Raw genomic sequence first — 26,304 nt, forward strand, 5'->3', positions numbered from 1 at the left:
CGCCCCTTTCATCCACCAATCGGCCGCGACTTGCGACGAACTGTTGAAGAGGGCTTTGCGGCGAGTCGATGCCCCGCTATCGGTCTTAACCATGGCGGCCGTTCCTCCTCCCTTCGTCCCCGGCGCCTTCGTCGGGGCCGCGCATCATTACCGGGCGCGCGTCTATTTCGAGGACACCGACCTGTCGGGCATCGTCTATCACGCCAATTACCTCCGCTACATGGAACGCGCACGGTCGGACATGCTGCGCCTCGCGGGCATCGACCAGCGCGCGGCGATGGAGAGCGGCGAGGGCGCGTGGGCGGTCACCGACCTGACGATCAAATACCGCAGCCCCGCAAAGCTCGACGACGACCTCACCGTCGTCAGCACCGTCGAGGTGGTACGCGGCGCAAGCGTGATCATCGCGCAGCGCATCCTTCGCGGTCAGGACACGTTAACAGAGGGGCGTGTTACCGCCGCCTTCCTGTCGCCCGAAGGCCGGCCGCGCCGCCAGCCCGCGGGCTGGGCCGACCGCTTCACCGCCATCATGAATGGAGAGACCAACCCTTGCTAGACAATATCAAGCTGGCCGCCGACGCGGCGACGCTGTCCCCCATCGCGCTGTTCATTCAGGCCGACATCATCGTCAAGGCGGTGATGATCGGGCTGCTGCTCGCGTCGATCTATGTCTGGGCGGTGATCATCACGCACGGCCGCAGCGTCGGCAAGCTGATGCGCGCGTCGGAGGGGTTCGAGCGCGATTTCTGGCGCGCCGACAATATCGACAAATTTTATGACAAGAACAGCGGCGAGGAACTGCCGAGCGCGAAGATCCTCGCGGCAGGGATCGGCGAATGGCGCCGCTCGACCAAGGGCCGGAATGTCGACCGCGAAGGCACGCGCGAGCGGCTGGGTATCGCGATGAACAGCGCCGTCGCGGGCGAGGTCGACCGGCTGGCCGAGAAGATCGGCACGCTCGCCACCATCGGCGCGGTCGCGCCCTTCGTCGGCCTGTTCGGCACCGTCTGGGGCATCATGCGCAGCTTCACCGCGATCGCCGCGTCGAACAACAGCAGCCTCGCCGTCGTCGCCCCCGGCATCGCCGAGGCATTGTTCGCGACCGCGATCGGCCTGTTCGCCGCCATTCCGGCGGTGATCGCCTACAACGCCTTTTCGCAGCGGCTAAACCGGCTCGAATCGCGGCTCGGCCGCTTCGCCGACGGGCTGCACGCGATGTTCAGTCGCGAACTGGAGGTTGAGGGCTGATGGCTATGACCGGCCCGTCCGGGGGCGCAGGACGAAGGCGCGGGCGCGGCACGCGCCGTGCGCCGATGGCGGAGATCAATGTCACCCCGCTCGTCGACGTGATGCTGGTGCTGCTGATCATCTTCATGATCACCGCGCCCCTGCTCGCCTCCGCTGTCCCGATCGACCTGCCCGAAAGCCGCGCCAAGCCCGTCGAGACCGAGGAACAGGAACCGATCCAGCTTTCGATCAACGGCGACGATACTCTTTATATCGGCGACGAGGTCGTTCCCGAAGCCGAGCTTCCCGCGCGGCTCGACGCCATCGCCGGCGCGCAGAAAGCGGGCGACAAGCCGCGCCAGATCATGCTGCGCGCCGACAAGGGGCTCGACTATGGCCGCGTGATGCGGGTGATGGGCGAGCTCAACCGCGCCGGGCTGACGCGGATCGCGCTCGTCACCACCGGATCGGATGTCCCGGCCCCGGCCGAAGCGGCGGTCACCGATGGTTCAGAGACGAATCCCTAGGCTGTGACCATGGCTGCGCAAACGGCACCGCGGGGGAATCAGAAGACCGGCATCGCGATCGCGGTGGCGCTGCACGTCGTCGTGATCGGCCTCTTGTCGATTCAGTGGACCGGCGGCGACCGGCGCTTCGACAATCCGCCGATGGAAGTCGACCTGGTCGCCGAGACCGCGGCGCAATCCTCCGCGCCGGTGATCAGCGACACCCCGCCCGCCGCGCGGCTGGGCGAGGAGGACGCCGAGGACATCGCCGCGCCGCCCGAGCCCGTCCCCGCGCCGCCGCTGCCCGAGCCGGTCGTGCGGCCGACCCCGGCCCCCGCGCCGAAGCAGGTCGCGCGCGCCGTTCCCGCACCGCCCAAGAAAACGCCCCCCGCCGCGCAAAAGGCGACGCCCAAGCCCGCGCCCAAGGCGCCGGCAAAGAAGCCGACGAGCCGCCCGACCGGCCGCCTCGACGGCATCGTCGATGGTTTGTCGCGGGCGCAGCCCAAGCAGCCCGCGAGCAAGGGCGCGCCCGCCGCGACGACCTCCGCCGAGGTCCGCCGCTCGATCGACGTCAGCATCAAGGCGAAAGTCGGCCCGCGCTGGGACCGCTGCAAGGTCAGCGGCGTCGACGTCGAGAAACTGAAGACCGTCGTCAAATTCCGACTGACCCCCGCGGGCGCGCTCGCGGGCTTCACCAGCGTGACGACGTCAGGCCAGAACGACAGCAACCGCTTTCAGGTCGAACGCCACCAGGAATGCGCAAAGAAAGCGGTCGAGCTGGCCGCGCCCTTCGATTTGCCCGAAGAAAATTACAGCTATTGGCAGAATTACACATTGGACTTCGACAAGGTGAGATGAGCATGACTCTTGCGAGATATTTGATCGCCGGCCTCCTGATGACGGTCGCCAGCCCCGTGGTCGCCCAGACCCAGTCCGTGCAGCCGCCTGTCGTCCAAGCGCCAGCGGATGGCCCGCGCGAATCGATCACCGGCACGCTGTCGCAGGATCGCACCGTCATCGCGGTCCCCGCCTTCGCGACCCCGGCGGCGGTCAATGTCGCGGGGCTCAACACCGCCAGCCTCGGCAAGCAGATTTCCGACGTCATCGCCGCCGACCTCGAACGCAGCGGGCTTTACGCACCGCTCGGTCCCGGCAGCGTCCGCGCGATCAGCATGGCGGAAGTGCGCGCGCCGCAATTCGCCGACTGGCAGGCGCGGAATGCCGAGAATGTCGTCCACGGCTTCGTGCAGGCGAGCGGCACCGGCGGGCTCGTCGTTGGCTGCTACCTCTACGACACCGATCTCGGCAGCGAGCTGGTGCGGCAGGGGTATGAGATTCAGCCCGCCGACTGGCGCCGCGCCGCGCATAAATGCGCCGACGCCATCTATTCGCGCCTGTCGGGGGAATCGCCCTTCTTCGACAGCCGCGTCGCCTATATCGCCGAAAGCGGGCCCAAGGGGAACCGCATCAAGCGGCTGGCGATCATGGATTCGGACGGCGGCAACCACCGCTTCATCACCAACGGCCAGGCGCTCGCGCTAAGCCCGCGCTTCTCGCCCGATTACAAGAAGATCGTCTATGTCAGCTATTTGAACGACCGAGTCCGCGTCTTCATCTACGACGTCAATGCGGGCACGCAGAAGCTGGTGACCGAAAGCAAGAATGCGACCTTCGCGCCGCGCTGGTCGCCCGACGGCCGCCAGATCCTCTATTCGATGGCGGTCGGCGGCAATACCGATATCTATCGCATCTCGGCCGAGGGCGGCACGCCGGTGCGGCTCACCAGCACGCCGGGGATCGACGTCGGCGGCAGCTTCTCGCCCGATGGCAAGAAGATCGTATTCGAAAGCGACCGCTCGGGCGGCCAGCAGCTTTACACGATGAACATCGATGGATCGAACCAGCAGCGGATCAGCTTTGGCGGCGGCCGCTATGCGACCCCCGAATGGTCGCCGCGCGGCGACCTGATCGCCTTCACCAAAATGGGCGGCGGCGAGTTCCGCGTCGGCGTGATGACCCCGTCGGGCGGTGGCGAGCGGCTGCTCACCAATAGCTGGCAGGACGAAGCGCCGACCTGGTCGCCGAACGGCCGCGTCATCCAGTTCTTCCGCACCACGTCGGGCAAGGCAGGCAAATCGTCGCTGTGGCAGGTCGACCTGACCGGCGTGAACCTGCGCCGCCTGCCGACGCCGCAGGACGGATCGGACCCGAGCTGGGGGCCGATCCTGCCCTGACGGCGGTCGCGGAACCAAAGGAAATCCGCGGGGTTTGACTCTTTGCGTTCAATGCAGGTTAATGCCCCGCGGTCACGACTGAAAAACGCAACAACAAGAGGACAGAAGACATGACGATGCGCAAAACCACCGCGATGATCGCGGCGATCACCATGCTTGCTGTGGGTGCCTGTGCGAAGAAGGCGCCGGAACAATTGCCGCCCGCGCCCGAGGGAACGGGCACCGATACGGGAGCCAACACCGGCGGCGTCGTTCCCGGATCGCAGGAAGACTTTGTCGCCAATGTTTCGTCCGACCGGATCTTCTTCGGTTTCGATCAATATAACGTCGATGCCGAGGATCAGGCGACGCTGCAGAGCCAGGCGCAGTGGCTCGCGCGCAACCCCGCGGTGCGCGTCACGCTGGAGGGTCACGCCGACGAGCGCGGCACCCGCGACTACAACATCGCGCTTGGCGAGCGCCGCGCCAATGCCGCGAAAAATTATCTCGCGACGCTGGGCGTCGATCCGAGCCGGATCGACGTGATCAGCTACGGCAAGGAACGCCCGGCGGCGCTCGGCTCGAACGAGGAAGCCTGGGCGCAGAACCGCCGCGCAGTGACCGTCGTCATCGCGCGCTGATTTTCGCCGACTGACGTCGGCGGGCGGCACCGGCCCACTCCCCCACCCGGCCTCCCCAGTTTACTATCCTTAGGAAGGCCGGGTGGGGGAGTGGGCCGGTGCCGGATCATTCCAGCTAGCTGGAACCGATAAGCAGCGGCCATAGCGGCACCGTCGCCCAGGCGGCGGCGCAAGCGAAAAGACCGAAGGGGACCGGCCGTCGAGCCAACGGCCGGTCCCCTTTTCCGTGCGCGACAAGCGCCCAGAGCAGCCCGCCGAGGCTAGCGAGCAACAGCAGCAGCGGCAGCCCCTGCCAGCCGAGCCAGCAGCCGATCGCCGCGACGAGCTTGGGGTCGCCACCGCCCATTCCTTCATCGCTGCGCAGGCGGCGATAGGCCCAGGCGATAACCGCGAGAACCAGCCCGCCCGCAAGCGCCCCGATCCAGCGGTCGAGCAAGGGGACGCCAAGCATCGGACCGGCCAGAAGCAGACCAGTGATCGCGAGCACGGCATTGAGCCTGTCGGGCAGCCAGAAATGCCGTGCGTCGAGCAAGGCGAGCGGCAGCAGCAGCCAGCCGAACAGCGCCCAGAGCCAGCCCGCGGTGCCGGGCAAGAGCGCCAGCGCGACAACGCCGATCAATCCCGAAGCGATCTCGACCTGTCCGTGAAACGGATCGATCCGCACCCCGCACCGCGCACACGCTCCGCGCATCCAGAACACCGACAACAGCGGCACCAACTCCCACGCGCGAAGCGGCCGGCCACAGCCGTCGCATTGCGAGCGGCCCAATACCGATCGTCCAGCGGGCCAGCGTAGCACCAGCGTCGCGATGAAACTGCCAAGGGTAAGGCCGATCAGTCCGGCGAGAAGGACGGCGGCGCCGAAAGGCAGGGCGTCGAGGATCGATCCAATCATCTCCGGCCCTTCCCGCTCCGCCTTTGCTCAACCCTGTGTCCCCGCGAAGGCGGGGACCCATCATCCGATCGGTCCCGGATCGCACCGGCCGGAGATGGACCCCCGCTTTCGCGGGAGAACGGGGCTTTCAGACCATCCCTAAAACCGCCCCGTCGCGGTCAGCACATATCCGTTCGCCCCCGGCTTGAACCCCAGCACCGTCAGCGCCGCCGCCATCGCCGGGTCGCGATCGACGTTGATCGCGAATTGCGCACGATAAGCCCCGCGCGCATCGAACGACAGCGCCAGCCGCTCCATCCCCGACTGGCTGGCGAGCACCGCCCGCGCGCGACCGTTCGCACAGGCAATCGGCCCCAACAGCCCGCGCGACAGGTCGAGCCCAGCGATCGGCGCGGCCACCATCAACTGCAGCCGCCCCGCCGCCTCGACGCATTGTCCGGCATCGTCGAAACGCACCGACACACCCTCGAAACGGATCGTGTCAACTGGAACGATGCCGAGCCCGCCCGACAGCGAAGTCGCGCCGTTGACGTCGGACATGCCGCGCGGATCGCTTCCGTGAAGCCGCCCCGACAGCGCGCCAAGTCGTTCATCGGCGCGTGTGAAGGCAAGCTCTGTATTGCCGCCGAGCAACGCGAGCGGCGACAGGCTCGCGCGCACCGTGCCGAGCGGCAAGACGCCGAGCCGCGCGTCGATCAGCGTCCCCGACCACACCGACCCGCGAACCTCGCGCGCCGCGATGCCCGCATCGGCCGCGCCTGACAAAGACAGCGCGAGCCGCATCGGAAAGGTCGTGATGATCAGCAGCAGAGCGAGGAGCGCCGCACCGATAGTCCAGCGCCTGCGCTCGCTCATTGCCCGGCCTTTCTGAGTTCGGCGGTCATGCCGACGGTGCCGTCGGCGGCCGGGGTGATCGTCAATTGATCGACGACGAAGCCCTGCGCCTCGAGCGAGGCGAGCCAGTCGGTCAGCACTGGCGCCTTGGCGGCCGCGATGGCGATCGTCGCCTGCCCCTGTCCGCGCGCTTCGTTGCGATCGAGCGTCAGCCCGATCTCGCCCGCCGACTGCGCGAGATACTGGTCGATCGCCACCGCATCGACCGCCGCGGCGAGTGATTTCGCTGGTCGCTGCGCGAGCAATTGCAGTTTCGCTGCGAGGCGCCCCTCGCGCTCGACCGCGGCGCTGTGCCGGCTTTCGAGGTCGGCGAAGGCGGCAACCGCCGGCCGTCCGAGCGCCCAGACCAGCACGAGGGTCGCCAGCACGCCCGCGACGCCGACGAGCCAGCGCTCGCGCATCGACAGGCCGTTCCACCAATTCTTTACCGCGTCCATCATGGCACCGCCCGAATTGTCACATTCGCCATTTGCTGGCCGTCGGTTCCCGCCATCGGCTGCGCCGTGATGCGATAGCCGTGCGCCTGCAACGCGAGCAGCACCGCGTTGATGTCATCGACGCGCGGCGCGGCGAGCGTCGTCGTCAGCGTGCCGTCGGTGCGGTGCGCCAGGCTCTTGAGCGTCACGCCCGGCGTATCGCGCATCGCATCGTAAAGCGCCGACGCCGGAACCGAGAAAGCGAGCGGTCCGCCGCCCGCCGCGGCGAGGCGCCGGTCGATCTCCGCTTCGGCCGCTTCGGCGTCAGGCGCAGCGACGCCCGCCTTTTTCGCCATTTCTACAGTTGCTTCGTCGGCGCGGCTACTATCCGACATCAGCCGGATCGCATGAACGACCGGCACCATCAGGCTGACCACGACTAATGCGATCAACAGCCGCTTCGCCAACCGCAACAGCGCCGGATCGACGGCCCAGTTCCGCTTCGGCTTCCACGCGCCGCTGAGCAGGTCGAGCGGCGGCGCGGCAAGCGAGAGCAGCAGTGCCTCGCGCATCTGCGCGGCATCGAGCGGCGCGATCGTCCGTTCGCCGGCCATCAGCGGATCGAGTTCGGGGTCGGACAGAAAGGCGTGATCGGCGGTGCGGACGATCGTCTCGCTCCCGACCTCGGCGGCCCAGAGCGTTTCCGCCTCGGGCGGCGGCACGGCCGCGGCCGCGGGAAGGATCGCATCGGGCGACAGTCCCTGCGCCGCCAGCCAGTCGGTCCACGCCGTCATCGCGGCGTGGGTCGTCACCGCGACCGGGACCGCCTGCCCCGCCTCGGCGGGCTGGCCCGCGACGACGTGCAGCGCGGACGCCTCGCCCAGACTGTCCTTCAGCGCATCGAGCCGCGCCGCCGCCGCCGCCTGCGCCGGGGCGGCATCAGGGTAATGGTGCCAGCGCAGCGGCACGTCGGCAGCGGGTGCCAGCGCGATCAGCCGACCGTCGGCAGCGTCGTCCTGCGGGCGTTCCCATGCATCGACCCAGCCGTCGTCCTGCCCCGAATCGACAATGACGCCATCATCGACGCGCAGCCACGCCGGGCGCACGGCCGTTTCGTCCGCAAGCGCCGCCACCGGGGGCAACCAAAGGATCAACGTGCGGCTCATCTCAGTCGCTCTCGCCCCAGTCGCGGCGAACGATCAGCGGCGACGCCTGCCCGGCGCCGGCCGCGCCGCCATTGGCATCGATGAGCGACCTTGCCGTCAAAACCCCGTCCCCCATCGTCACCTTCGTCGTCAGCATCAGCCAGCGACTGTTCACCCCGGCCTGTTCGGCGACATCCTGCGGCGGCTTGCGCCCCTCGAACGCCCGCGCATCCCAGAATCTCATGCTGCTGCCATAGCCGCCGGCGGGCCGCGTCGCCAGCGCCGCGCGCGCATCGGCGACAGTCAGTTCGCCGGGCATCAGCATCGCGATCAGCGGCGCCTGTTCGGGCGCCAGCGTGTTGACGTTGAGCTTCACCGGATCGGCCTCGGGCAGTACGCATATCCAGGGTTTGAGCTGCGCATAGATTTTCGGGTTCACGCCGCGCACCGCGCGCAGCTCGCTGATGTCCGCCATCTTGCGGTTGGCGGCGAGATAATGCGCCTGCATCCCGCGATAGACATTGTCCTCGGCGCCAAGCGGCCCTTCGTTGCTGTCGCTGTCGATCCAGTCGGCGGTCGCGCCCGCGATCTGCTGCGCCTGCCCGTCATCGATGCCGACCAGTTTCATCAGCGCCGCGAACTGGGCGATCGCTCCCGACCGCTGGCTGAGCCGGCCCGGCGTCACTTCGGCCACCAGGCTGTTGAGGTTGAAGCAATTATTGGCATCGGTCAGCCGCGCCCGCCCCTCGCCGCCGGGCAGCGGCAGCGTGAAGTCGCGCCCCAACCAGCCGCCCTCGAGCGTCAACCGCGTCGGGTCGCGCGAGACGAGGCTGGCGACGCGCCGCAGCGCGATCTGCTCGGCGGCAAAGGCATAGGCACGCCCCTGATCGACCGTCGCGGCGCTGCCGGCAATGCGCGTCGCCAGCATCAACCGGTCGAGCGCGGTCGCCGCGATCACCGCCATCACTGCGACGAGCAACAGCACCGCCAGCAGCGCGGCGCCGCGCTCTCGCTGTTCGTCGCGCATCATGGCGCAGCCCCCTGCACGGGCGGCGGTGGGGGGGCAGCCGGAGCGGTCAGGAACAGCATCGTCAGCGGGGCGCGGCCGGTGCGGGTCAGCCGCACCTCGACTGCGCGCGGCAGGCGGTCGCCGGGGTCGCTCGTCCAGCTTTCGGACCAGTTGCCGCGCTCGTCGCGATAACGGACGGCGACGCTCGCGACTTCATCGACCAGCCGGTCGCCGTCGGAGAGCGCGGTGCCGTCGAGCATCGGCTGCGTCGCACGGCGCCATTCGCCGCCGACCAGCGCATAGCCGACACGCTCGACCTCAGGCCGCGCGCTGCCGTCCGACGGCGCGCCCGCGTGAACGAAAGCGAAGCCCGAGGCGGAGCCCAGAAAGGCGGGCACGGCTTCACCCGAAGGGCCGCGCGTCGAACGCTGCACCGCCTGCGCCAGATCGTTCGCCATCACCGCGCGCACGCGGTTGAGCCCGCTCATGCCTTTCAGGCGTTGCTGCACCGCGTCCTGCGTATCGACGCTGCTGCGGAGCAGGCCGACGCCCATCGCCGCGATCGCCGCGAAGATCGACAGCGAAACGAGCATTTCGACGAGCGTGAAGCCGCGCTCGTCGCCCCTTTCGTGCTCCCCTGCGAAGGCGGGGGTCCAAAGAGCGCGCGCGCACCGTCGCTCGAGGGCGCTCTGGGTCCCCGCCTTCGCGGGGACACACGGTGGGGTCATATCCTCCCTCACCGCGACGGCCTGATAATCGTCAGCGCCGCCTGCCCGCGCCCGCTTTCGGGCCGCACGATCAGGTCGATGCGCAGCAGCGCGGCGTCGGCGGTCGGCGCGACGCGTTGTTCGATACGCCAGTTTCGTCCCGCATTGGCGACGCTGCTCGCGCTTGCCCCGATCGTCGGCGGTGACGGGTCGGTCCATAGCTCGACCGCGCGGTTCTGCGCGACGATCCCCGCCATCGTACTTTCGTCGAGATCGCCCGCGGTGCGCACCGCATAAGCGTCGAGCCGCACCAGCGTCAGCGCCGCGATGCTGATGATGCTGAGCGCGACGAGCATTTCCAGCAGAGTGAAGCCGCGCGCGTCATCGGCCACGGCTGACCTCCCCCATCGCGGAGATGCGCACGATTTCGCGCGCATCGCCGCCGCTTAGCACGACCGCCTGCGGCGTCGGACTGGTGCCGATGCGGTCGAAGCGGACGCGGGCCGCCGCCTGCCCGTCGCCCGCGACGAAGCGGATGCCGCTCGGCCAGTTCCGCTGTTCGAAGGCGCGGCCCGGAAGCGGTTGCCATGCGCCGTCGACCCGCCGCTCGAAGCCATAGCCCGAGGGCGCGAAATTCACCGATATGCTGCGTCCCTCGATGACCGCGACGTCGCGCGCGGCGGCGAGGCGCGCGGCGAGCCGATCGGCTTCGCTGCGCACTGTCCGCTCCTCGCCGGGGATCGTCAGCACGACCGCGGTCGCGGCGAGGCCGAGAATCGCGAGCACGACCATCAGTTCGACGAGCGTGAAGCCGCGCTCACCGGGGAGCGGCTCAATTTTCTCCGTGGATGTCGGCATTGTCGTCGGTTCCGCCCGGCGCGCCGTCGGCGCCCATCGACCAGACGTCGAACGCCTTTCCGTTCGCGGCGGGCGCCTGATAATTATAGGGCCGGCCCCAGGGATCGCTCGGCAGCTTCTTGATATAGCCGCCGCGGCGATAGCGTTCGGGTTGCGCGAGCGCGGGCGGCGCGGTGACGAGCGCGTTCAGCCCGTCGGTGGTCGCGGGATAGGCCAGATTGTCGAGCCGATATTGTTCGAGCGCGCTTCCGAGCGTCGCGATGTCGGCCTTCGCCTTGGTCACCATCGCCTTGTCCTGGCTGGGCAGCACGTTGATCATCACCACCGTCGCGAGCAGCCCGATGATGAAGATCACGACCATCAACTCGGTCAGCGTGAAGCCGCGCTCGTCCTTCCGGCGGCGAGCGGGCCGCGACGGGTCGAGCATAAGGCGAAGGAAAAGCTGCATCAGCGACATGATATTATAGCCCCGCAAGGTTCTGCAACTGGAGGATCGGCAGCAGGATGGAGAGGATGATGAGTGCGACGCACGACCCCATAACGACAATTATGACAGGTTCGAGTAAGGCCATCGACGCGGCGGTGAAGCGATCGAACTCGCGCTCCAGATAGTCGGCGGCGCGTTCGAGCATCTGCTCCAATCGCCCCGCGCTTTCGCCGCTCGCGGTCATATAGACGAGCAAGGGCGGAAAGACCCCGGCATCGCGCAGCGCTGCCGACAGGCTGCCGCCCGCGCGCACCTGATCGACGATTCCCGCGGTCGCGGTCGCCAGCGCCGCATTGCGGATCGTCGGCACGGTGAGCCGCAGCCCCTCGACCAGCGGCAGGCGGCTCGACACCATCGTCGAGAGAGTGCGGGCGAAGCGCGCGGCATAAAGGTCGCGGAGCAGCCGGCCGATCAGCGGCAGGCGGAGCAGCCGCGCATCGATCGCCGCCTTGAACGCGGGACGGTGCATCGCGCGGACCCAACCGAAAACGGCACCGGCGATCAGCAGCAGCGCGAGCCACCACCAGTTCGCGGCGAAGCTGGAAATCGCGATCACCGCGCGGGTCAGGAACGGCAATTGCTGCCCGACATCGTCGAACTGTTCGACGACGCGCGGCACGACGAAGATCATCAGCGCCGCGACCACGCCGATCGCGACGAAGGCGAGCACGACGGGATAAGCGAGCGCGGCGATCAGCTTTCCGCGCACTTCGGCCTGGCGTTCGAGCAGGTCGGCGAGGCGCGCGAGGATCGTGGTGAGGCTGCCCGTCGTCTCGCCCGCCGCGACCATCGCGCGATAAAGCGGCGGAAAGCTGCCCGGCTGGCGCGCCATCGCATCGGCGAGGCGGCGGCCTTCGAGAAGCCCCGCGTGAACGTCGCCGATCACCGCGCGCGCGCTTTCGGCCTCGCTCTGGCGCGTCAGCGTGCGCAGCGCCTCTTCGAGCGGCGCGACCTCGACGAGCGTCGCGAGCTGGCGCGTGAAGAGCGCGAGCTCCTTGTGGCCGAGCTTGTCCTTGCGGAAAGCGAGCAGCGAGCGGCCGGCGGGCTTCGCCCCTGCCTCCTCGACCGCGACGATATGGAATTTGCGCGCGATCAAGCCGGCGCGCGCGGCGTCGTCGTTCGCGGCGGTCAGCCGCCCCTTGCGCTCGCGGCCCTGGGGATCGATCGCCACATAGCGATAATCAGGCATCGACGTCCTCGCGCCGCGCGATGCGGATCGCTTCCTCGGGCGTCGTCAGCCCCTTCGCGACCATCGCGCGCGCCGCACTGGCAAGCGTCGGCGCTTTCAGGAAGGCGTGCTTGGCGATCATCGCCTCGTCGCCGCCGGCGTAGATGTAGCGGCGCACCGTCTCGTCGACGCGGATCGCCTCGAACACCCCGACGCGACCCTTGAAGCCGGTGCCGCCGCACGCCTCGCAGCCTTTCGGCTTCCAGATCACCGTGCCGATGTCGAGACCGAGCACCGCGGCGACGCTGTTGTCGGCCTGCACCGGCTCGCGGCAATGGTCGCAAAGCTTGCGCACGAGCCGTTGGGCAAGCACCGCGCGGAGGGTCGAGGCAAGCAGGAAGGGCTCGACCTTCAAATCCTTGAGGCGCGTGATCGCGCCGACCGCGTCGTTGGTATGGACGGTCGAGAGGACGAGGTGGCCGGTCAGCGACGCCTGCACCGCGATGTCGGCGGTTTCGCGGTCGCGGATTTCGCCGACCATCACGACGTCGGGGTCCTGGCGCAGGATCGCGCGCAGCCCCGCCGCGAAATCGAGCCCGACCTTGGCATTGACCTGCGTCTGGCCGACGCCATCGACGGCATATTCGACCGGGTCCTCGACGGTCAGGATGTTGCGCTGACCATCGTTGAGCTGTTTCAGCGCGGCATAGAGCGTCGTCGTCTTGCCCGATCCCGTCGGCCCGGTGACGAGGATGATGCCGTTGGGTTCAGCCAGTGCCTCGCGCAAGATGCGGTCGGCCTCGCCCGACAGGCCGAGAACGTCGAAATCGATCCCCGCCGTATCCTTGTCGAGGATGCGCATCACGACGCGCTCGCCCGCGCGGCTCGGCAAGGTCGAGACGCGAACGTCGACCGCCTTTCCGGCCAGCGTCAGCGCGATCCGCCCGTCCTGCGGCACCCGGCGTTCGGCGATGTCGAGGCGCGCCATCACCTTGATGCGGCTGACGACGACAGGCGCGACGTGCGGCGGCATGCGGAGGTGCTCGCGCAGCACGCCGTCGGTGCGCATCCGCACGACGAGGCCGCTTTCATAGGGTTCGACATGAATGTCGCTGACGCCCTGCCGCACCGCTTCGGCGATGATCGCGTTGATCAGACGGATCGCCGGGGCGTCGTCGGCGCTGTCGAGCAGATCCTCGGCGCTCGGAATGCCGAGTTCGAGGTCGCTGCCGCCCACGGTTCCCGCCATCGCCGCCGCCGAGGCATCGACGGCATAATGGTCGGAGAGCAGCCGGTCGAAGTCGGCCGGGCTCGCGGTCGCGACGCGGATCGGCTGCGCGAGATAGCGCTTCACCTCGATCAGCACCGCGGGGTCGCTGCCCTCGCGCAAGGTAGCGAGCCAGCGCCCTCCCTCGTCCTCGGCGATCACCACGCCGTGCGTGCGCGCGAACGCATAGGGAATATCGACCGGCGGCGCGGGCGGCGCGGGCGGTTCGGCGTCGGTCACGGATGGTCTCCGGCTGGCGGAGCGGGCGCCTGCGAGATCGACGGCGGAACCTCGGCAGGCGCGACGGTACCGCCCTGCCCGCGCAGCGCGGGCAGGTCGACCGGACCGACGGTCACATCGTCCGCCGTCGGGGGCGACGGCGGGGTCGTCCCCATATAGTCGCGCACCAGCGTGTCGATCGCGGGCTCCTCATTCGGGTTCCGCTGCAACTGGAAGTCGCGGATATAGCCATAGCGGCGCGCGGTGAGCGCGGCGTTATCCTCGCGGCTGCGCAGGATCGTCGGGCGGATGAAGACCATCAGATTGGTCTTCGACCGGCTGCGGCTGCGCGACTTGAAGAGTTCGCCGACCAGCGGAATGTCGCTGAGCAGCGGGATGCGCTCGATCGTCCGGCGCTCGTCGTCGTTGAGCAGACCGCCGATCGCGAGGATTTCGCCGTCGTCGACGGTCAGCACCGTCTCGAACGAGCGCTTGTTGAGGATGAGGTCACTGTTTCGCGACGACACCGGCCCGGCGACGCTCGACACTTCCTGGCGCAGGAACAGCTTGACCTCGCCCGCGCCGTTCACCTGCGGCGTGACCTCCAGCTTGATGCCGACCTCCTCGCGCTGGACGGTGCGGAAGGCGTTGTCGAAATTATCCGAAAGCGCCTCGCCGGTCGTAATCGGCACTTCCTGCCCGACGAGGAATTTCGCGGCCTGATTGTCGAGCGTCACGATATGCGGGGTCGCGAGCAGGTTCGACGTCGTGTCCGACTTCACCGCGTTGATGATCGCGCCGAACACCGTGTTCTTGCCGATATCGCCCGCGAAGCCCGCGAAGCCGCCGGTCGCCGAGAGCAGCGACGCCGCCGCCGCTTCCTGCAGGCTGCTGCCGAGCGCGCTCGACGTCTGGGTGACGACCGTGGTGCCGTCCACCGTGGTCTTGTCCTCGGTCAGCTTGGTCGCCGCATAGGCGCCGCCGAGGGTGAAGATGTTCGGCTGCGCATTGCTGTAATTGGTCGCGACGAAGGGGATGTTCTTGCCGCCGAGCAGGAACTGGACGCCGAGGCGCTTCGCGGCATCGTCGCCGATCTCGACGACGATCGCCTCGACGAGCACCTGTTCGCGGCGGCTGTCGAGCTGGCGGATCAGCTCGCCGAGCATCCGCTGCACCTCGCTGTTCGCGGCGACGATGATCGCGTTCGCGCCTTCGTAGCGGGTGACGATCGCCGGGCCGCGCGTCGCGATGCTGCCGCCCGATCCGCTGACCGAGGTAGGCGTCGTCGCCGCGGGCGCGGCGCTTGGAGTCGGCGCGCTGCCGCCCGTCGTCGTCGAGGAGGATGTCGCCGGCGGCAAGCCCGCCTTCTGCGCCGGATCGCTGCCGCCGCCGACAAGCTGTTGCAAGGTCGGCAGCAAGGTTTCGGCATTGGCATGTTCGAGCCAATAGACGCGCAATTCAGTCCCACCCGCCGCCTTGGCATCGAGGTCGTGCGCCATCGAGACGAAGCGCGCGACCAGCGCCTGATCGCCGCGCAGCGCGATCGCGTTGCTGCTGTCGATCGGTACGATCGCGAGCGGCGCCTTCGCCCCCTCGCCCGCCGCCGGGACGAGCGCGGTGAGCGCGGCGGCGATCTCGCGCGCACCGGCATTCTTCAGCGTGACGATCTGGCTGGTCGAGCTGTCGCGGTCGATGCTCGCGGCGAGGGTGCGGATGCGGCGGATATTGTCGGCAAAATCGGCGACCACCAGGCTGTTGGCGTTGCGGTTCGCGGTCAGCGATCCCTGCGGGCTGACGAGCGGGCGCAACGTCTCGACCGCCGCGACGGCGTCGATATGCTTGAGGCGGATGATTTCGGTGACGAACTGGTTCTGCGCCGCGCGGTCGCTGCCGATCCGGCCGGGCTGCGCCGCCGCGCCGTCGATCGGCTGGATGCGATAGGCGCCGTTCGGCCCCGGCACCGCGACCAGCCCGTTCGAGCGCAGGGTCGACAGGAAAATCTCGAAATATTCGCTGCGCGACAATGGCCGGTCGGTGACGACCGACACCTTGCCGTTGACGCGCCCGTCGATGACGAAGGTGCGCCCGGTGATCCGCGCCGCATCCTGGATGAAGGCGCGGATGTCGGCGTCGCGGACGTTCAGAGTATATTGCGCGAGCGCCGGTCCCGGCGTGGCGGAAACGAGCGCGGCGGCGAGCATCAGGGACAGTTTGAGACGCATGGGACCTATTTCGACAAAAGGATGGCGACGGGAACGACACCGGCACCGCGCTCGACCTCGAGCGAGAGGCGCGCGCCGGGCGTGAACTGGTTCGCAAGAGCGGCGGCATCGCCCGCCGAGGCGATCGGGCGGCCGTTCACCGAGCGGATGACGTCGCCGGGCTTCAACCCCGCGGTGCGAAAGACCGTGCCGTCGCCCTGCGGCTGGACGACGAGGCCGGTGATCCGGCCGTTTTCGGTCCGCGGCGCAAAGCCGACCCCGGCCTTGAGTGCCTCGGGAGTCATCGCGCCTTCCGCTGCCGCGGCAGCGCTACCGACCTCGGGCGTCGGCGCGGGCAGCGCGGGATTAGCAACCGGCGCTTCGCCGCTCTGATCGAGGAACAGGCTTTCGCGCGCGCCGCCGCGGTCGAGCAGCACATGGTCGAAAGCCACGCCGACGAGCTTCACCCCCGGCGCGATCTCCTCACCTACGGCATAGCTGGTCTGCACCCCGTCCTCACCCGCTATGATCGCCGATCCACCGCCGGTCGCTTCGTTGAGATTGACGCCGAACAGCGTCAGGCCGAGCGCCGTGACGGTGGCGTTCGTCGGCCCCTGCTGCGCGGTGCGAAAGAAGGGATCGATGCTCGAGAAGAGCGCACGGCGCTCCGCCGGGGACGCGATGACCGCGGTCTGCGGCTGCCACGCGCCGAGCGGCGACAACGGCACGACCAGCGCCCAGAGCAGGCGAATGCATTGCCAGATCAGCAAGGCACCGAGCAGCCCGACGAGCAGCAACGGCAGAACGTCGCGCGGCGCCCGTTTGCCGATGCGCAGCCACGACGGCAGCGCGCGCGGCAGCCGAACGGCCGATCCGGTCATCAGCACTGCCATGGCGTCGTCCCTGTCCCCCAACTGAAAAGCTGCATCGCGAATCGCCTAGGCGCGATCGATGACAATCAGTTGACGGGAAGATTACAGTTTTTTGTCAGAGGGGCGAGTCCGGGAAAACCGGGCAGTCGAGGGCGTCCGCGAGAAAGCCGGACTGGATCAATTTGCGCCGTCATTGAGAACGCAGCGAAGCAATCCAGCGCGGTTTACGCGGGCTCTGGATTGCTTCGCTACGCTCGCAATGACGAATTTTCTCGATTTGCCGCCCCTCCTCTGAGGAGGAGGGGCTTGAATGCGGGTCAGAATTTCACCGATCCGCCGAGCGAGAAGGTCGCGCCGGGCTTGTACAGATTATAATAAATCCGGTTGCCGCCCGATTCCTGCATTTCCTTATATTTGGTGCCGAGCAGGTTTCGCGCCTCGAACTTGAGCTCGAATTGCTTGCCGAAGATCGGGATTCCCTGCCGCGCGACGAAGTCGAGCTGGACGCCGGGCCGTTCGAAGATGTCGGGCTGCCCCGACGGTCCGCGCCGCGTGACGCGGTCGGAGGCGTAGGAAATCAGGATCGTCTGCTGCGACAGGCGTTCGGTATCCTCCAGTCCCAATTCGACGTTGACCAGATGGTCCGACTGGCCGGTCAGCGGCGCGCCGTCGCGAAAGAACTGGCTCGCCAGCGTCGCGCCGGTAAAGGGATAGGCCCGCACCGGATCGTCGGCCCCGACCTTCAGCTTCGACTGCGACCAGGTATAATTGCCGATGAACACGGCGCGGCGGTTGGCCCAGAAACCTTCGCCCCAGCCCCTAAGGTCGAAATATTTCTTGAACTCGAACTCGACGCCATAAAGCGTCGCCTCGGGCGCGTTGGCGAAGCGGGTCGTCACGCTGTTGCCGTCGAAGCTGGCATAGGTTTCGATCGGATTCTTGATCTTCTTCCAGAAGCCGCCGATCGACACGCGCTGTTCGGGCGCGAAATACCATTCGAAACGGCCTTCGGCGTTGTAGAGCTGGCTGTCGACGAGCTGCGGGTTGCCCTGGAAATTGCGGTTGGTGTCGGGGTCGTAATAGGTCTGGAACACCAGTTCGCGGAACTGCGGCCGCGCGATCGTCTTCGACGCGCTGAGGCGAATCTGCATCTGCGGCTGGATCTCATATGTCAGCGTTGCCGCGGGGAGCAGATAGTCGCGGCTGAGGTTCGTCGCCGGCGGCAGCGTCGGGCTGACCGTATAGACCTGAACCGGCGACACGCGCTGGACCGCGCTTTCATAGCGGGCGCCTATATTGACGTTGAGCTGGTCGAGCAGGTCGGCCTGAATCTGAAAATAGGCCGCATGATTGCGCAGGGTCGCGCGGAAGGTCGGATTCGACCCCGTACTGTCGACCAGGCTGATCCCCGTCGGGCTCGGGTTCGCCGGGCAATCGGGATCGGTCGGCGGATTGAGCGGCGGGAAACAGATCATCGTCTGCGACAGCAGCAGGTCGGGCCGCAGCAGCGAGACCGCGATCGGGATATTATTGTTGCCCTGGAACAGGAAGTCGCGGCGCTCGGTAACGCGGTTGGTGTCGCTATAGGCATAGCCGTAGACCGCCTTGACGCGCGGCGCGATTTCCCACGTCAGGTCGATCCCCGCCGAATAGAGATCCTCGTTGAGGTCGGAGAAGGCGATCGACGCGCTGCCCGGCCGCTGGCCGGTGTTCAGTGTGTTGGTGAAGAACTGGCCATAGGGATCAGTCGGGCTGTTCGAGCGGCTGTAGAGGAAGCTCAGTTCGAACGGCGCCTCGCGCTGCGAATTGGCATAGCCCGCGCGAACGTCGATGCCGAGGTCGTCGAACGGCTTGAACTCGCCGACGAACTGGGTGTCGATGAGCTGGCGCGCATACCAGGCGGTGTCCTGATACTGGAAGCTGACGCCCGGATTCGCGTCGGCGGTGTCGGGACGATCCTCGGCGCCGAGACGCGCCTGCTTGATCGTGTCGCGGATATAGAGGCTGGTCCAGCGGACCTTGTTCTCGCCGAACTCGGCGCTGAGCCCCAACAGCGCGTTGGCGACGACGCGGTTGTCGGTGATCACGCGGCGGATGTCCGTGTTGAGCGACGACAGGTCGAGCGCGTTCGCGGTCTGCTGCGTCACGGCGCGGCTGCGCCATTTGCTGGTGTAGCCCGCGGTCGCGATCAGGCCGATCTCGGCGCCGCCGAGGTCCCACGCCTTGCCGCCGGTGATATTCGCGCCCCAGTTGACGGGCATGTCGTCGTTGCGCTGGACGATGCCGTTGCGCGCGGTGACGAACTGGCCGGCGATCGCCTGCTGGTTGACGCTGGGGTCGTTGATGCGCAGGCCCGAGGCGCGCCACGCGGCATAAGCGGGCGGCAGCTTGCGGCCGCCGTCGCCGAAGCCGGTCCAGTCGCTGCCGGTGCCGTAATAGGTGTAGCCGAGGCGGCCGGTGGTTTCCGAATTGCCGCCGATGCTCGCGCCGATCTCGAGGAACGGCTCGCGCGGCACCGCCTTGGTCGTCAGGTTGATCACGCCGCCGCCGAATTCGCCGGGAAAATTCGCCGAATAGCTTTTCTGCACCAGCGACGAGGCGATGATGCTGGAGGGGAAGATGTCGAGCGGGACGACGCGCTTCAGCGGCTCGGGGCTCGGCAGCGGCGAACCGTTGAGCAGCGCGAGCGAATAGCGGTCACCGAGCCCGCGGACATAGACGAAGCCGTTGCCGACGACGCTGAGGCCGGTGACGCGGCCGAGCGCGCCGGCGATATTGCCCTCGCCCGTCCGCGCGATGTCCGCGGCGCCGAGGACCGAGACGACCTGCGGCGCGCTGCGTTCGATATTGGCGGTGCGGCGGCCGGTGACGACGATATCGGCGCCGGGGATCGAAATATCGGTCTCGTCATCCGCGGGGGCGGCCGCATCGGCGGACGCCGGGTCGGCGGCGGCTGGCGCGGGGGTCTCCGCTGTGGGCTCCGCTTGCGCCATCGCCGCGGCGGGCGCGACGAGCGCGGTGGAGATCAACAACAGGCGGACGAGCCGGAGCGGCTTGGACATGACGATTTCCCCAGAAAGCGGGCAGAAACATTCGTGGGAGGGAGCGGCACGCACCGCTCCCTCCCATCGGAGCAAAGGCCTCAGGTGGTCGGCAGCGAGGTGCAGAGCCCCGTGTTGCCGGTGCCGAAGTCGGCGGTTGTGCTGTTGCAGGTCCAGCCCTGATACCAGGTGTCGCTGGCATCCTTGACCGCGCCGACATAGCTCGTCTTGTCGAAGAAGCCGGCGCGGGTCAGTTCGATGCCGTTGAACACCTGTCCGTTCAGCGTCGACACATCGAACGCCGCCACCTTGGTCTCGTTCGCCCCGTTGATGAACAGGCTGGCGAAGGTCGGCGTATAGGCGTCGTCATTGCCGTTCGAGCCGGTGCCGAAGATCGACGCCACCGCGCCCGCGGTGATGCCGCTGTCGATATATTTGGGCGACGCGCACTGCATCAGCACCGAGCGGAAGATCGGCGCGCCATATTCGTCGATCGCGGCGCTCTGCGTCCCCGATGCGGTCTGCGTCCGGCTGATGTTGATGCAGGGGTTGGTCGGGCTGACCAGCACCGAGTTGTAGAGGCCATAGTCGGTGCCGCCGCGCAGCAGGATCGACGCCTTGTCCGACGAGGCGTTCTGCGAATTCTGGAAGAAGACGAAGTTCGCCACCCGCGTGTTCTGGCGCGGGTTGTTGCCGTCGAGCGCATTGTCGGTATCGGCCTCGATCATCGCGTCGCCGATATTCGGACGCTGCACGACGATACCGTATTGGAAGTTCGCCTTCGTGCCGACGTCGGTGTCGAGATTATCGTCCTCGGCGCCGACCGCGATGAAATATTTCATATGCGCGTGACCGCCGAACACTTCGACCGCGTCGTCGGAGCTGTTGTACGACATGATATGGTCGATCTGCGTCGCCGATCCGACCGCCTGCAGCGTCAGTGACTGAAGCTCGCTGTTCGAGGAGAGGACATAGCCCGAATAGCGGATCTGGACATAGCTCATCCGGCCGCTGTTGTCGTTGGCGAGGCTGCCGCCATAGAGCGCGTCGTCGACCGCGCCTTCGGTCTGGCGCTCGCAGGCGTCGGTGCCCGGCGCGGCGCCGGTGGCAGCGCAGTCGGTGACCGGGGCGCGACCGCTCAGCACGACGCCGCCCCACTGACCCGACGAGCTTTCGGTGTTGAGGCCCTGGACGTTGTCGCGGCTGGTGAAGATGATCGGCTGGGTCGCGGTCCCGACCGCCTGGATCTTGTTGCCGCGGTTGACGTTCAGCCACGACGGCCCCGATTCGCCATAGAGGATGACGCCGGGATCGATCGTCAGCGTAACGTCGGGCTTGTCGCTCGCTTCCTCGGTCGGCCCCTGATCGTAACCGACATCGACGCGGCCGTTGATGCGATAGAGGAGGCCGGCGATCTTCGGCAGCGTCGAATTGGCGGTGATGCGCGCGGGCAGCGTGCAGACGCGCCAGCTGCCGAGCGCGCTATTGCTGATCGTGCCGGCGTCGGTCAGCGCCCCGCCGCCGATGGTCGGGCAGCCCGCGGCCGGAGTGACGGTCGGCGTCGGAGTCGGCGTGGGGGTCGGGGTCGGCGTAGGAGTCGGCGTCGGATTGATGATGATCGTACCGCCCTCGCCCGGCGACGCGACGTCGTCGGCGCCGCAGGCGGCAAGGGTGGAACAGGCCACGCTGGTTAGCATGATCAGACGAACGCGTGCGAAAGCCGCCATGAAATTCTCCGTTCCCGGTGTGCGCACGAGGGGCGCTGTGAAAAACCACCGGCGAACAAAGGAGGATGTGCCGCCCCGCCCCCGGTGACGCCGCCACTAGGGTGATTCGATGACGGTCTGACGCCAGAGCCGTGACAGTCCGATGACGCTTCGGGGTCGCTTCGATGACATCCGCAAAAAGCGCTGAGGTCCGCGCCTCCGCGGTGCGACCGCCGGGCGACGAAATAAAAGCGGCGAAGCTCGCTTGCATCGCCCGAAAAGCTTTGCTAGGCGCCCGCTCCTACCTGGTGCCGGCCCGTCCGGACCATCATGATGTGCGGTCGTGGCGGAACTGGTAGACGCGCAACGTTGAGGTCGTTGTGGCCGAAAGGCCGTGGAAGTTCGAGTCTTCTCGACCGCACCATGTACATTGATTTATCGATATGTTCGGACCATTTGCCTCGGCTGCCGTCGGGGCGACCGGGAGGTATGTCGCCCCTATGGGGCGTCTGCACGGGGCCGCCTCGCCGCCGCTCCGGTCAGATCGTGATTGGACATGCCCTCGGCGATGAAGCGGTCGAGGCTTTTGAGGAGGCGGGGTTCCAGGCTGATCCGGCGCTGCGCCTGGTCGATGCGGATAAGATCCTGCGCCTCGGCCGCCAGCAGAAGCTGGCGAACATGGGTGCGCGAGACCGCGAAGCGGCGGCCGAGTTCGGCCAGCGACAGATCGACCGTCGGCGTCCCGCATTCCAGCGCGTCCCGGGCCAGTTCGATCAGCACGAACACGCCGGCATCGCGCATGAGGAAGAGCAGAATATCGGGGTTGCGGAGCAGGACCGTCGCCGACTGCGCGAAGATGCCGGTCGCGACCCGCCGCTGGGCACGCTGGAACGTCCTGTCGCCACCGAGCGGGAGGCGATAGTCGGTTTCGCCGAACAGGCTCGCGAGCGGCGCATAATGGGCGATCAGCCACTCCTGGTCGTGCGCCAGCATCCGGGCGGTCGGAATCAGCAGGCGCACGCGTCTATCCAGCGGGGAGACCCGGCTTTCGAGGAAATCGGTGTGCACCAGCCTGCCCACAATCTGTTCGATTCGCCGCGGGCTGGCGAGGCCGAACAGCGCCAGCGCCTTTTTGAGGTTGCCGATCGTCGGCCATGTGTTCCGATCGTCCGGCCGATATCCGGCCTCCATGCAGATGGCGACGGCGAAGACCACGATCCGCACCGCCTCCATCAGCAATTTGTTGAGGAACGGATCGTCGCCGTAGAGTGCGAGCACCTTGTCGAAATAGGCTTTGCGCGCGTGCGGGAAATCCGGATGGCGAAGGATCGATTCGGCGGTCCAATAATCGACTCCGAAATGGGGATCATGGGCCTTGGCGAGACTGACTGCGTTCACGCTCTTACTTTGCGATAATCGACGTCTATTGAGCGAAAAAGCGTGTAAGAGCTATGGACTGGAAAATATACGCAAAAATTTCCAGCGCCAACCTGGCCGGAGTGCGCTAGCGAGCCAAGGGGAACATTCGGGCGGACGGCGACGATCGATGGAGCTGGCCCGCACCGAAGCCATTTCAAGGGGGAAGACCATCATGCCGATGCTGCGTTCGTTTGCGTTTTCGCTGTTGCTCGCCGGAACGGCGGTGCCCGCACTCGGCGCGGGCTATCAGCCCGTATCGGACGGCGTCATCGGAGCCGTCAGCGCGGCACCGAAGAGCGCCGCCGAGGTTAGCGCGCAATGCGACGCCCGTCTCGATGCGCTGGCGAGCCTGCGCGCGCGCGTCGAGGCGATGCCGCTGTCGACCGCGCCGTTGGATTTGCTCGCCGCCTATGACGACCTCTACAATCTCGCCTTCACCACCGCCTATACCGAACCGGGCGTCATCAAGGACACAAACCCCGATGCGGCGATCCGCAAGGCGGCCGAGGACTGTTTTCAGCGCGCCAGCGCGGTGCTGGTCGATCTGGGCATGTCCCGACCCATTTACGAGCGCCTGCTGACGGCCGGAAAGGCAGATATTTCGCCTGCCCTGCGCCACATGGTCGACCGCCAGCTCGATTCCTACCGCCGCCTGGGCGTCGACAAGGACGAAGCGACGCGGACGCAGATCGGCGAACTCCAGAATCGCATCACCGCCGCCTCGATCGAGTTCGAGGGGAATATCTCCGCCGACGCCCGCACCGTCACGGCGACTCCCGAAGAGCTCAAGGGCATGCCGCAGGACTGGCTCGCAGCGCATCCGGCGGGGCCCGACGGGCTGGTGCAGATCGGCATGAGCTATCCCGACGTCATGCCGCTGTCGCGCTATGCCGACCGCGCGGACGTGCGGAAGCGCGTGATGACGGCCTTCGCGAACCGCGCCTATCCCGCCAACGACGCGGTGCTGCGGCGGATCATCGACGATCGGGCCCAATTCGCCGGCCTGCTCGGCTATCCCGATTTCGCAGCCTATGACTTCGCCAACCGCATGGCGGAAAATCCCGAGCGGGTGCAATCCTTCCTCGACGAGATCGACCGCGTGGCCCGGCCGATCGGCGAGGCCGAGGCGGGGCGGATGCTGGCCCGGTTGCACAAGGACGATCCGTCGCTCGCCTCGCTCGGCTCGTGGAGCAGCAGCTACGCGCTGCGGCTCATCCGCAAGGAGGATTATCAGGTCGATCCGGAACAGGTTCGCCAATATTTCGCGTTCGACAAGGTCCAGGCCGGCATCCTCGACCTGACACGCGATCTGTTCGGCGTCGAAATCAGGCCCTGGAAGACCGAGGTCTGGCACCCGGACGTCCGCGCCTTTGAAATGGTACAGGACGGCGCGGTCATCGGCCGCTTCTACCTCGACATGCATCCGCGCGAGGGCAAGTTCACCCACGCCCAGATGGCGCCGCTGCGCTTCGGCATCAAGGATCGCGTGCTGCCGGTCGCGGTGCTCGAGACGAACTTTCCCGACGGCCTGATGGAGCATAATGACGTCGTCACTTTCCTCCACGAATTCGGGCATCTGCTGCACTGGATCTTCGCCGGCGGGCAGGACTATGCCGCGCAAAATCCGATGGAGCTGGAAAGCGATGTCATCGAGGCACCGTCGCAACTGCTCGAGGAATGGGTGTGGGATTACGATACGCTGAAACGCTTCGCGACCAACGCGGCGGGCGAACCGATCCCGGCCGCGCTGGTGGAGAAGATGAACGTCAGCCGCCGCTTCGGGGAAGCGTTCGCAACGATGACGCAGCTCGGCTATGCCGGCGCCTCGCTCGCTTTTTATTCGGGCGTTCCCAAGGATCGCGATCTGGCCGCGGTCTATGACGCGGCCTATAATCGCTACGCTCTCGCTCCCAACCCCGAAGGCACGCACGGCTATGCCGCGTTCGGCCATCTCACCGGCTACGGCGCGTCCTATTACACCTATCAATGGTCCAAGGCGCTCGCGAGCGATCTGCTCAGCGAATTCCGCAAACATGGCCTGCGCGATCGGGTCACCGCCATGCGTTATCGCAACCTGATCCTCGCGCCCGGCGGGTCGGCGTCGATGAATCAGCTCGCGCGAAATTTCCTCGGCCGCGACTGGACGGTGGACGCCTATCGGGCGGAGTTGCAGTCGGGCCGGTAGCTGGCGGCAGATCGGGGTTCCTTGCCGCGGGGCTTTCCCCTATTCGATGCGGCGGCGCGGGTATGAGGTCGCGACCGGGGCAATGATAGGCCCGCACGAGGGGAGAGAAGGTCATGCCGCGTCGCACATTCACGCTTTTCGGCGCGCTGCTGACCGCGGCGTCGCTCGCGGCGCTGACCGGATGCGGCGGAGAGGGTGCGCCGCAGGCGAAGGAGGAAGCGGCGGCCCATGCGCGCACCTGCCCGCGCATCGCCGACACGCCGGTGCGCCTCGCTGGCGGAACGTTCGAGATGGGCGAGGAGGATGTCTATGACGAGGAGGGGCCGGTGCGGACGACCACCGTCCACGGCTTCTGGATCGATCCGCACGAAGTGACCAACCGCCAGTTCGCCGCCTTCGTCAAGGCGACCCACTATGTCACGGTCGCCGAAAAGCCGGTCGATCCCAAGCAGTTCAACGTCCCCGCCGACCGGATTCCACCCGACATGCTGAAGCCCGGATCGGCGGTCTTCACCCCGCCCGACTTCCCGTCGAACCGCTACACCGACTGGTGGAAATATGTCCCCGGCGCCTCTTGGAAAAAGCCCTATGGTCCGGACGGTCCCGGCGCGGTGCCCGACGAACCCGTCGTTCATCTCGCGTGGGATGATATGGTCGCCTATGCCAAATGGGCGGGCGGGCGCATCCCGACCGAGGCCGAATGGGAATATGCAGCGAGCGCCGGGCAGCGGTCGAAGAATGTCCAGCCCGAAGAGGCGAACAGCTGGCAGGGCGCCTTCCCCAATTACAATGCGGAGACCGACGGCTTCAAGGGCGTCGCCCCGGTCGGCTGCTACAAACCCAACGCCAATGGCCTCTACGACATGGTCGGCAATGTGTGGGAAGTGACGTCGGACTTCTTCCGCCCCGGCCACGATCCGAAGGACAGCGATGATCCCAAAGGCCCCGACGAAGAATCGGCCTATGATCCGTTCAGCCCCGACGTCCCGTCGCGCACGGTGAAGGGCGGCAGCTATCTCTGTGCGCCCAACTATTGCCAGCGCTATCGCCCCGCCTCGCGCCAGGGACGCGACCCGGGCATGGGGACGAGCAACGTCGGTTTCCGCCTCGTTTACGACACGCCGCCTGTGGCTGGTTAGGGCCGATAGTTCAGAACACCGTGCGTTTTAACCCGCCCCCTCTCTTCCGTTTGTGCTGAGCTTGTCGAAGCACCGTCCTTCTTCTGGCG

At 67.3% G+C, this 26,304-nt stretch carries 24 protein-coding genes and 1 tRNA gene; 9 read left to right on the top strand and 16 right to left on the bottom strand.

Going from position 1 to position 26,304, the window contains the following annotated elements:
• Nucleotides 1-91: 91 nt before the first annotated feature.
• The 6 genes from ACVENA_RS13260 (at nucleotide 92) to pal (ending at nucleotide 4,587) form a co-directional block, all read left to right on the top strand.
• The gene (locus ACVENA_RS13260) at nucleotides 92-556 is read left to right on the top strand and encodes a YbgC/FadM family acyl-CoA thioesterase (protein ID WP_449325748.1); all 465 of its coding nucleotides are present in this window, start codon (nucleotides 92-94) and stop codon (nucleotides 554-556) included.
• Nucleotides 550-1,248 carry a protein TolQ gene (tolQ, locus tag ACVENA_RS13265; RefSeq protein WP_329626713.1) on the top strand — a complete coding sequence of 233 codons (699 nt, stop codon included), beginning with the start codon at nucleotides 550-552 and terminating at the stop codon, nucleotides 1,246-1,248. Before ACVENA_RS13260 ends, tolQ begins: the two co-directional genes overlap by 7 nt.
• Entirely contained in the window at nucleotides 1,248-1,754 is a 507-nt protein-coding gene (gene tolR, locus ACVENA_RS13270) for a protein TolR (protein WP_449325749.1), read from the top strand. Before tolQ ends, tolR begins: the two co-directional genes overlap by 1 nt.
• A gap of 9 nt (nucleotides 1,755-1,763) precedes the next feature.
• Nucleotides 1,764-2,591, top strand: coding sequence for a hypothetical protein (locus ACVENA_RS13275; protein ID WP_449325750.1), 828 nt, complete (start codon nucleotides 1,764-1,766; stop codon nucleotides 2,589-2,591).
• Nucleotides 2,588-3,967 (top strand): Tol-Pal system beta propeller repeat protein TolB, encoded by a 1,380-nt coding sequence (tolB, locus tag ACVENA_RS13280; protein ID WP_449325751.1) that lies wholly within the window; start codon nucleotides 2,588-2,590, stop codon nucleotides 3,965-3,967. The genes ACVENA_RS13275 and tolB overlap by 4 nt, the downstream gene beginning before the upstream one ends.
• Nucleotides 3,968-4,077: 110 nt before the next feature.
• Nucleotides 4,078-4,587, top strand: coding sequence for a peptidoglycan-associated lipoprotein Pal (pal, locus tag ACVENA_RS13285; RefSeq protein ID WP_449325752.1), 510 nt, complete (start codon nucleotides 4,078-4,080; stop codon nucleotides 4,585-4,587).
• A 115-nt stretch (nucleotides 4,588-4,702) separates the two neighbouring features.
• Here the strand turns inward: pal and ACVENA_RS13290 are convergent, their stop codons facing one another.
• The 15 genes from ACVENA_RS13290 to ACVENA_RS13360 all read right to left on the bottom strand — a co-directional run bounded on the left by ACVENA_RS13290 (nucleotide 4,703) and on the right by ACVENA_RS13360 (nucleotide 21,493).
• Nucleotides 4,703-5,482 (bottom strand): prepilin peptidase, encoded by a 780-nt coding sequence (locus ACVENA_RS13290; RefSeq protein ID WP_449325753.1) that lies wholly within the window; start codon nucleotides 5,480-5,482, stop codon nucleotides 4,703-4,705.
• A gap of 138 nt (nucleotides 5,483-5,620) precedes the next feature.
• The gene (gene gspN, locus ACVENA_RS13295) at nucleotides 5,621-6,337 is read right to left on the bottom strand and encodes a type II secretion system protein N (RefSeq protein WP_449325754.1); all 717 of its coding nucleotides are present in this window, start codon (nucleotides 6,335-6,337) and stop codon (nucleotides 5,621-5,623) included.
• A complete protein-coding gene (gene gspM / locus ACVENA_RS13300) occupies nucleotides 6,334-6,816 on the bottom strand; it encodes a type II secretion system protein GspM (RefSeq protein WP_449325755.1) in 483 nt (160 codons plus the stop codon). The genes gspN and gspM overlap by 4 nt, the downstream gene beginning before the upstream one ends.
• Nucleotides 6,813-7,946: a type II secretion system protein GspL gene (gene gspL, locus ACVENA_RS13305; RefSeq protein WP_449325756.1), complete on the bottom strand. Its 1,134-nt coding sequence runs from the start codon at nucleotides 7,944-7,946 to the stop codon at nucleotides 6,813-6,815. The genes gspM and gspL overlap by 4 nt, the downstream gene beginning before the upstream one ends.
• Before the next feature lie 13 nt (nucleotides 7,947-7,959).
• The gene (gspK, locus tag ACVENA_RS13310) at nucleotides 7,960-8,967 is read right to left on the bottom strand and encodes a type II secretion system minor pseudopilin GspK (RefSeq protein ID WP_449325757.1); all 1,008 of its coding nucleotides are present in this window, start codon (nucleotides 8,965-8,967) and stop codon (nucleotides 7,960-7,962) included.
• The gene (gene gspJ, locus ACVENA_RS13315) at nucleotides 8,964-9,674 is read right to left on the bottom strand and encodes a type II secretion system minor pseudopilin GspJ (protein ID WP_257543683.1); all 711 of its coding nucleotides are present in this window, start codon (nucleotides 9,672-9,674) and stop codon (nucleotides 8,964-8,966) included. The genes gspK and gspJ overlap by 4 nt, the downstream gene beginning before the upstream one ends.
• A gap of 8 nt (nucleotides 9,675-9,682) precedes the next feature.
• Nucleotides 9,683-10,045, bottom strand: a complete 363-nt coding sequence (gspI, locus tag ACVENA_RS13320; protein WP_257543685.1) for a type II secretion system minor pseudopilin GspI — start codon at nucleotides 10,043-10,045, stop codon at nucleotides 9,683-9,685.
• Nucleotides 10,035-10,511, bottom strand: coding sequence for a GspH/FimT family pseudopilin (locus tag ACVENA_RS13325; RefSeq protein ID WP_449325758.1), 477 nt, complete (start codon nucleotides 10,509-10,511; stop codon nucleotides 10,035-10,037). The genes gspI and ACVENA_RS13325 overlap by 11 nt, the downstream gene beginning before the upstream one ends.
• The gene (gene gspG / locus ACVENA_RS13330) at nucleotides 10,486-10,968 is read right to left on the bottom strand and encodes a type II secretion system major pseudopilin GspG (protein ID WP_449325759.1); all 483 of its coding nucleotides are present in this window, start codon (nucleotides 10,966-10,968) and stop codon (nucleotides 10,486-10,488) included. The genes ACVENA_RS13325 and gspG overlap by 26 nt, the downstream gene beginning before the upstream one ends.
• 4 nt (nucleotides 10,969-10,972) lie before the next feature.
• Nucleotides 10,973-12,187, bottom strand: coding sequence for a type II secretion system inner membrane protein GspF (gene gspF, locus ACVENA_RS13335; protein WP_449325760.1), 1,215 nt, complete (start codon nucleotides 12,185-12,187; stop codon nucleotides 10,973-10,975).
• The gene (locus tag ACVENA_RS13340; protein WP_449325761.1) at nucleotides 12,180-13,673 is read right to left on the bottom strand and encodes a GspE/PulE family protein; all 1,494 of its coding nucleotides are present in this window, start codon (nucleotides 13,671-13,673) and stop codon (nucleotides 12,180-12,182) included. The genes gspF and ACVENA_RS13340 overlap by 8 nt, the downstream gene beginning before the upstream one ends.
• The gene (gene gspD / locus ACVENA_RS13345) at nucleotides 13,670-15,874 is read right to left on the bottom strand and encodes a type II secretion system secretin GspD (protein ID WP_449325762.1); all 2,205 of its coding nucleotides are present in this window, start codon (nucleotides 15,872-15,874) and stop codon (nucleotides 13,670-13,672) included. Before gspD ends, ACVENA_RS13340 begins: the two co-directional genes overlap by 4 nt.
• 5 nt (nucleotides 15,875-15,879) lie before the next feature.
• Nucleotides 15,880-16,746, bottom strand: coding sequence for a type II secretion system protein N (locus ACVENA_RS13350; RefSeq protein WP_449325763.1), 867 nt, complete (start codon nucleotides 16,744-16,746; stop codon nucleotides 15,880-15,882).
• A gap of 296 nt (nucleotides 16,747-17,042) precedes the next feature.
• Nucleotides 17,043-19,787: a TonB-dependent receptor domain-containing protein gene (locus tag ACVENA_RS13355; RefSeq protein ID WP_449325764.1), complete on the bottom strand. Its 2,745-nt coding sequence runs from the start codon at nucleotides 19,785-19,787 to the stop codon at nucleotides 17,043-17,045.
• Between the two features lie 80 nt (nucleotides 19,788-19,867).
• Nucleotides 19,868-21,493, bottom strand: coding sequence for a hypothetical protein (locus ACVENA_RS13360; RefSeq protein WP_449325765.1), 1,626 nt, complete (start codon nucleotides 21,491-21,493; stop codon nucleotides 19,868-19,870).
• 316 nt (nucleotides 21,494-21,809) lie between these two features.
• Here ACVENA_RS13360 and ACVENA_RS13365 point away from each other — a divergent pair.
• Nucleotides 21,810-21,896, top strand: a tRNA-Leu gene (locus ACVENA_RS13365).
• A gap of 74 nt (nucleotides 21,897-21,970) precedes the next feature.
• On the opposite strand, the gene ACVENA_RS13370 is transcribed toward ACVENA_RS13365, so the two are convergent.
• Nucleotides 21,971-22,870 carry a hypothetical protein gene (locus ACVENA_RS13370; RefSeq protein ID WP_449325766.1) on the bottom strand — a complete coding sequence of 300 codons (900 nt, stop codon included), beginning with the start codon at nucleotides 22,868-22,870 and terminating at the stop codon, nucleotides 21,971-21,973.
• Between the two features lie 193 nt (nucleotides 22,871-23,063).
• On the opposite strand from ACVENA_RS13370, the gene ACVENA_RS13375 reads away from it, so the two are divergent.
• Together ACVENA_RS13375 and ACVENA_RS13380 are read left to right on the top strand one after the other, a co-directional pair.
• Nucleotides 23,064-25,076: a M3 family metallopeptidase gene (locus ACVENA_RS13375; RefSeq protein ID WP_449325767.1), complete on the top strand. Its 2,013-nt coding sequence runs from the start codon at nucleotides 23,064-23,066 to the stop codon at nucleotides 25,074-25,076.
• Nucleotides 25,077-25,189: 113 nt separating this feature from the next.
• Nucleotides 25,190-26,215 (top strand): formylglycine-generating enzyme family protein, encoded by a 1,026-nt coding sequence (locus tag ACVENA_RS13380; RefSeq protein ID WP_449325768.1) that lies wholly within the window; start codon nucleotides 25,190-25,192, stop codon nucleotides 26,213-26,215.
• The last annotated feature ends 89 nt before the right edge of the window (nucleotides 26,216-26,304 follow it).

It is taken from the genome of Sphingopyxis sp. 550A (genome assembly GCF_053569535.1).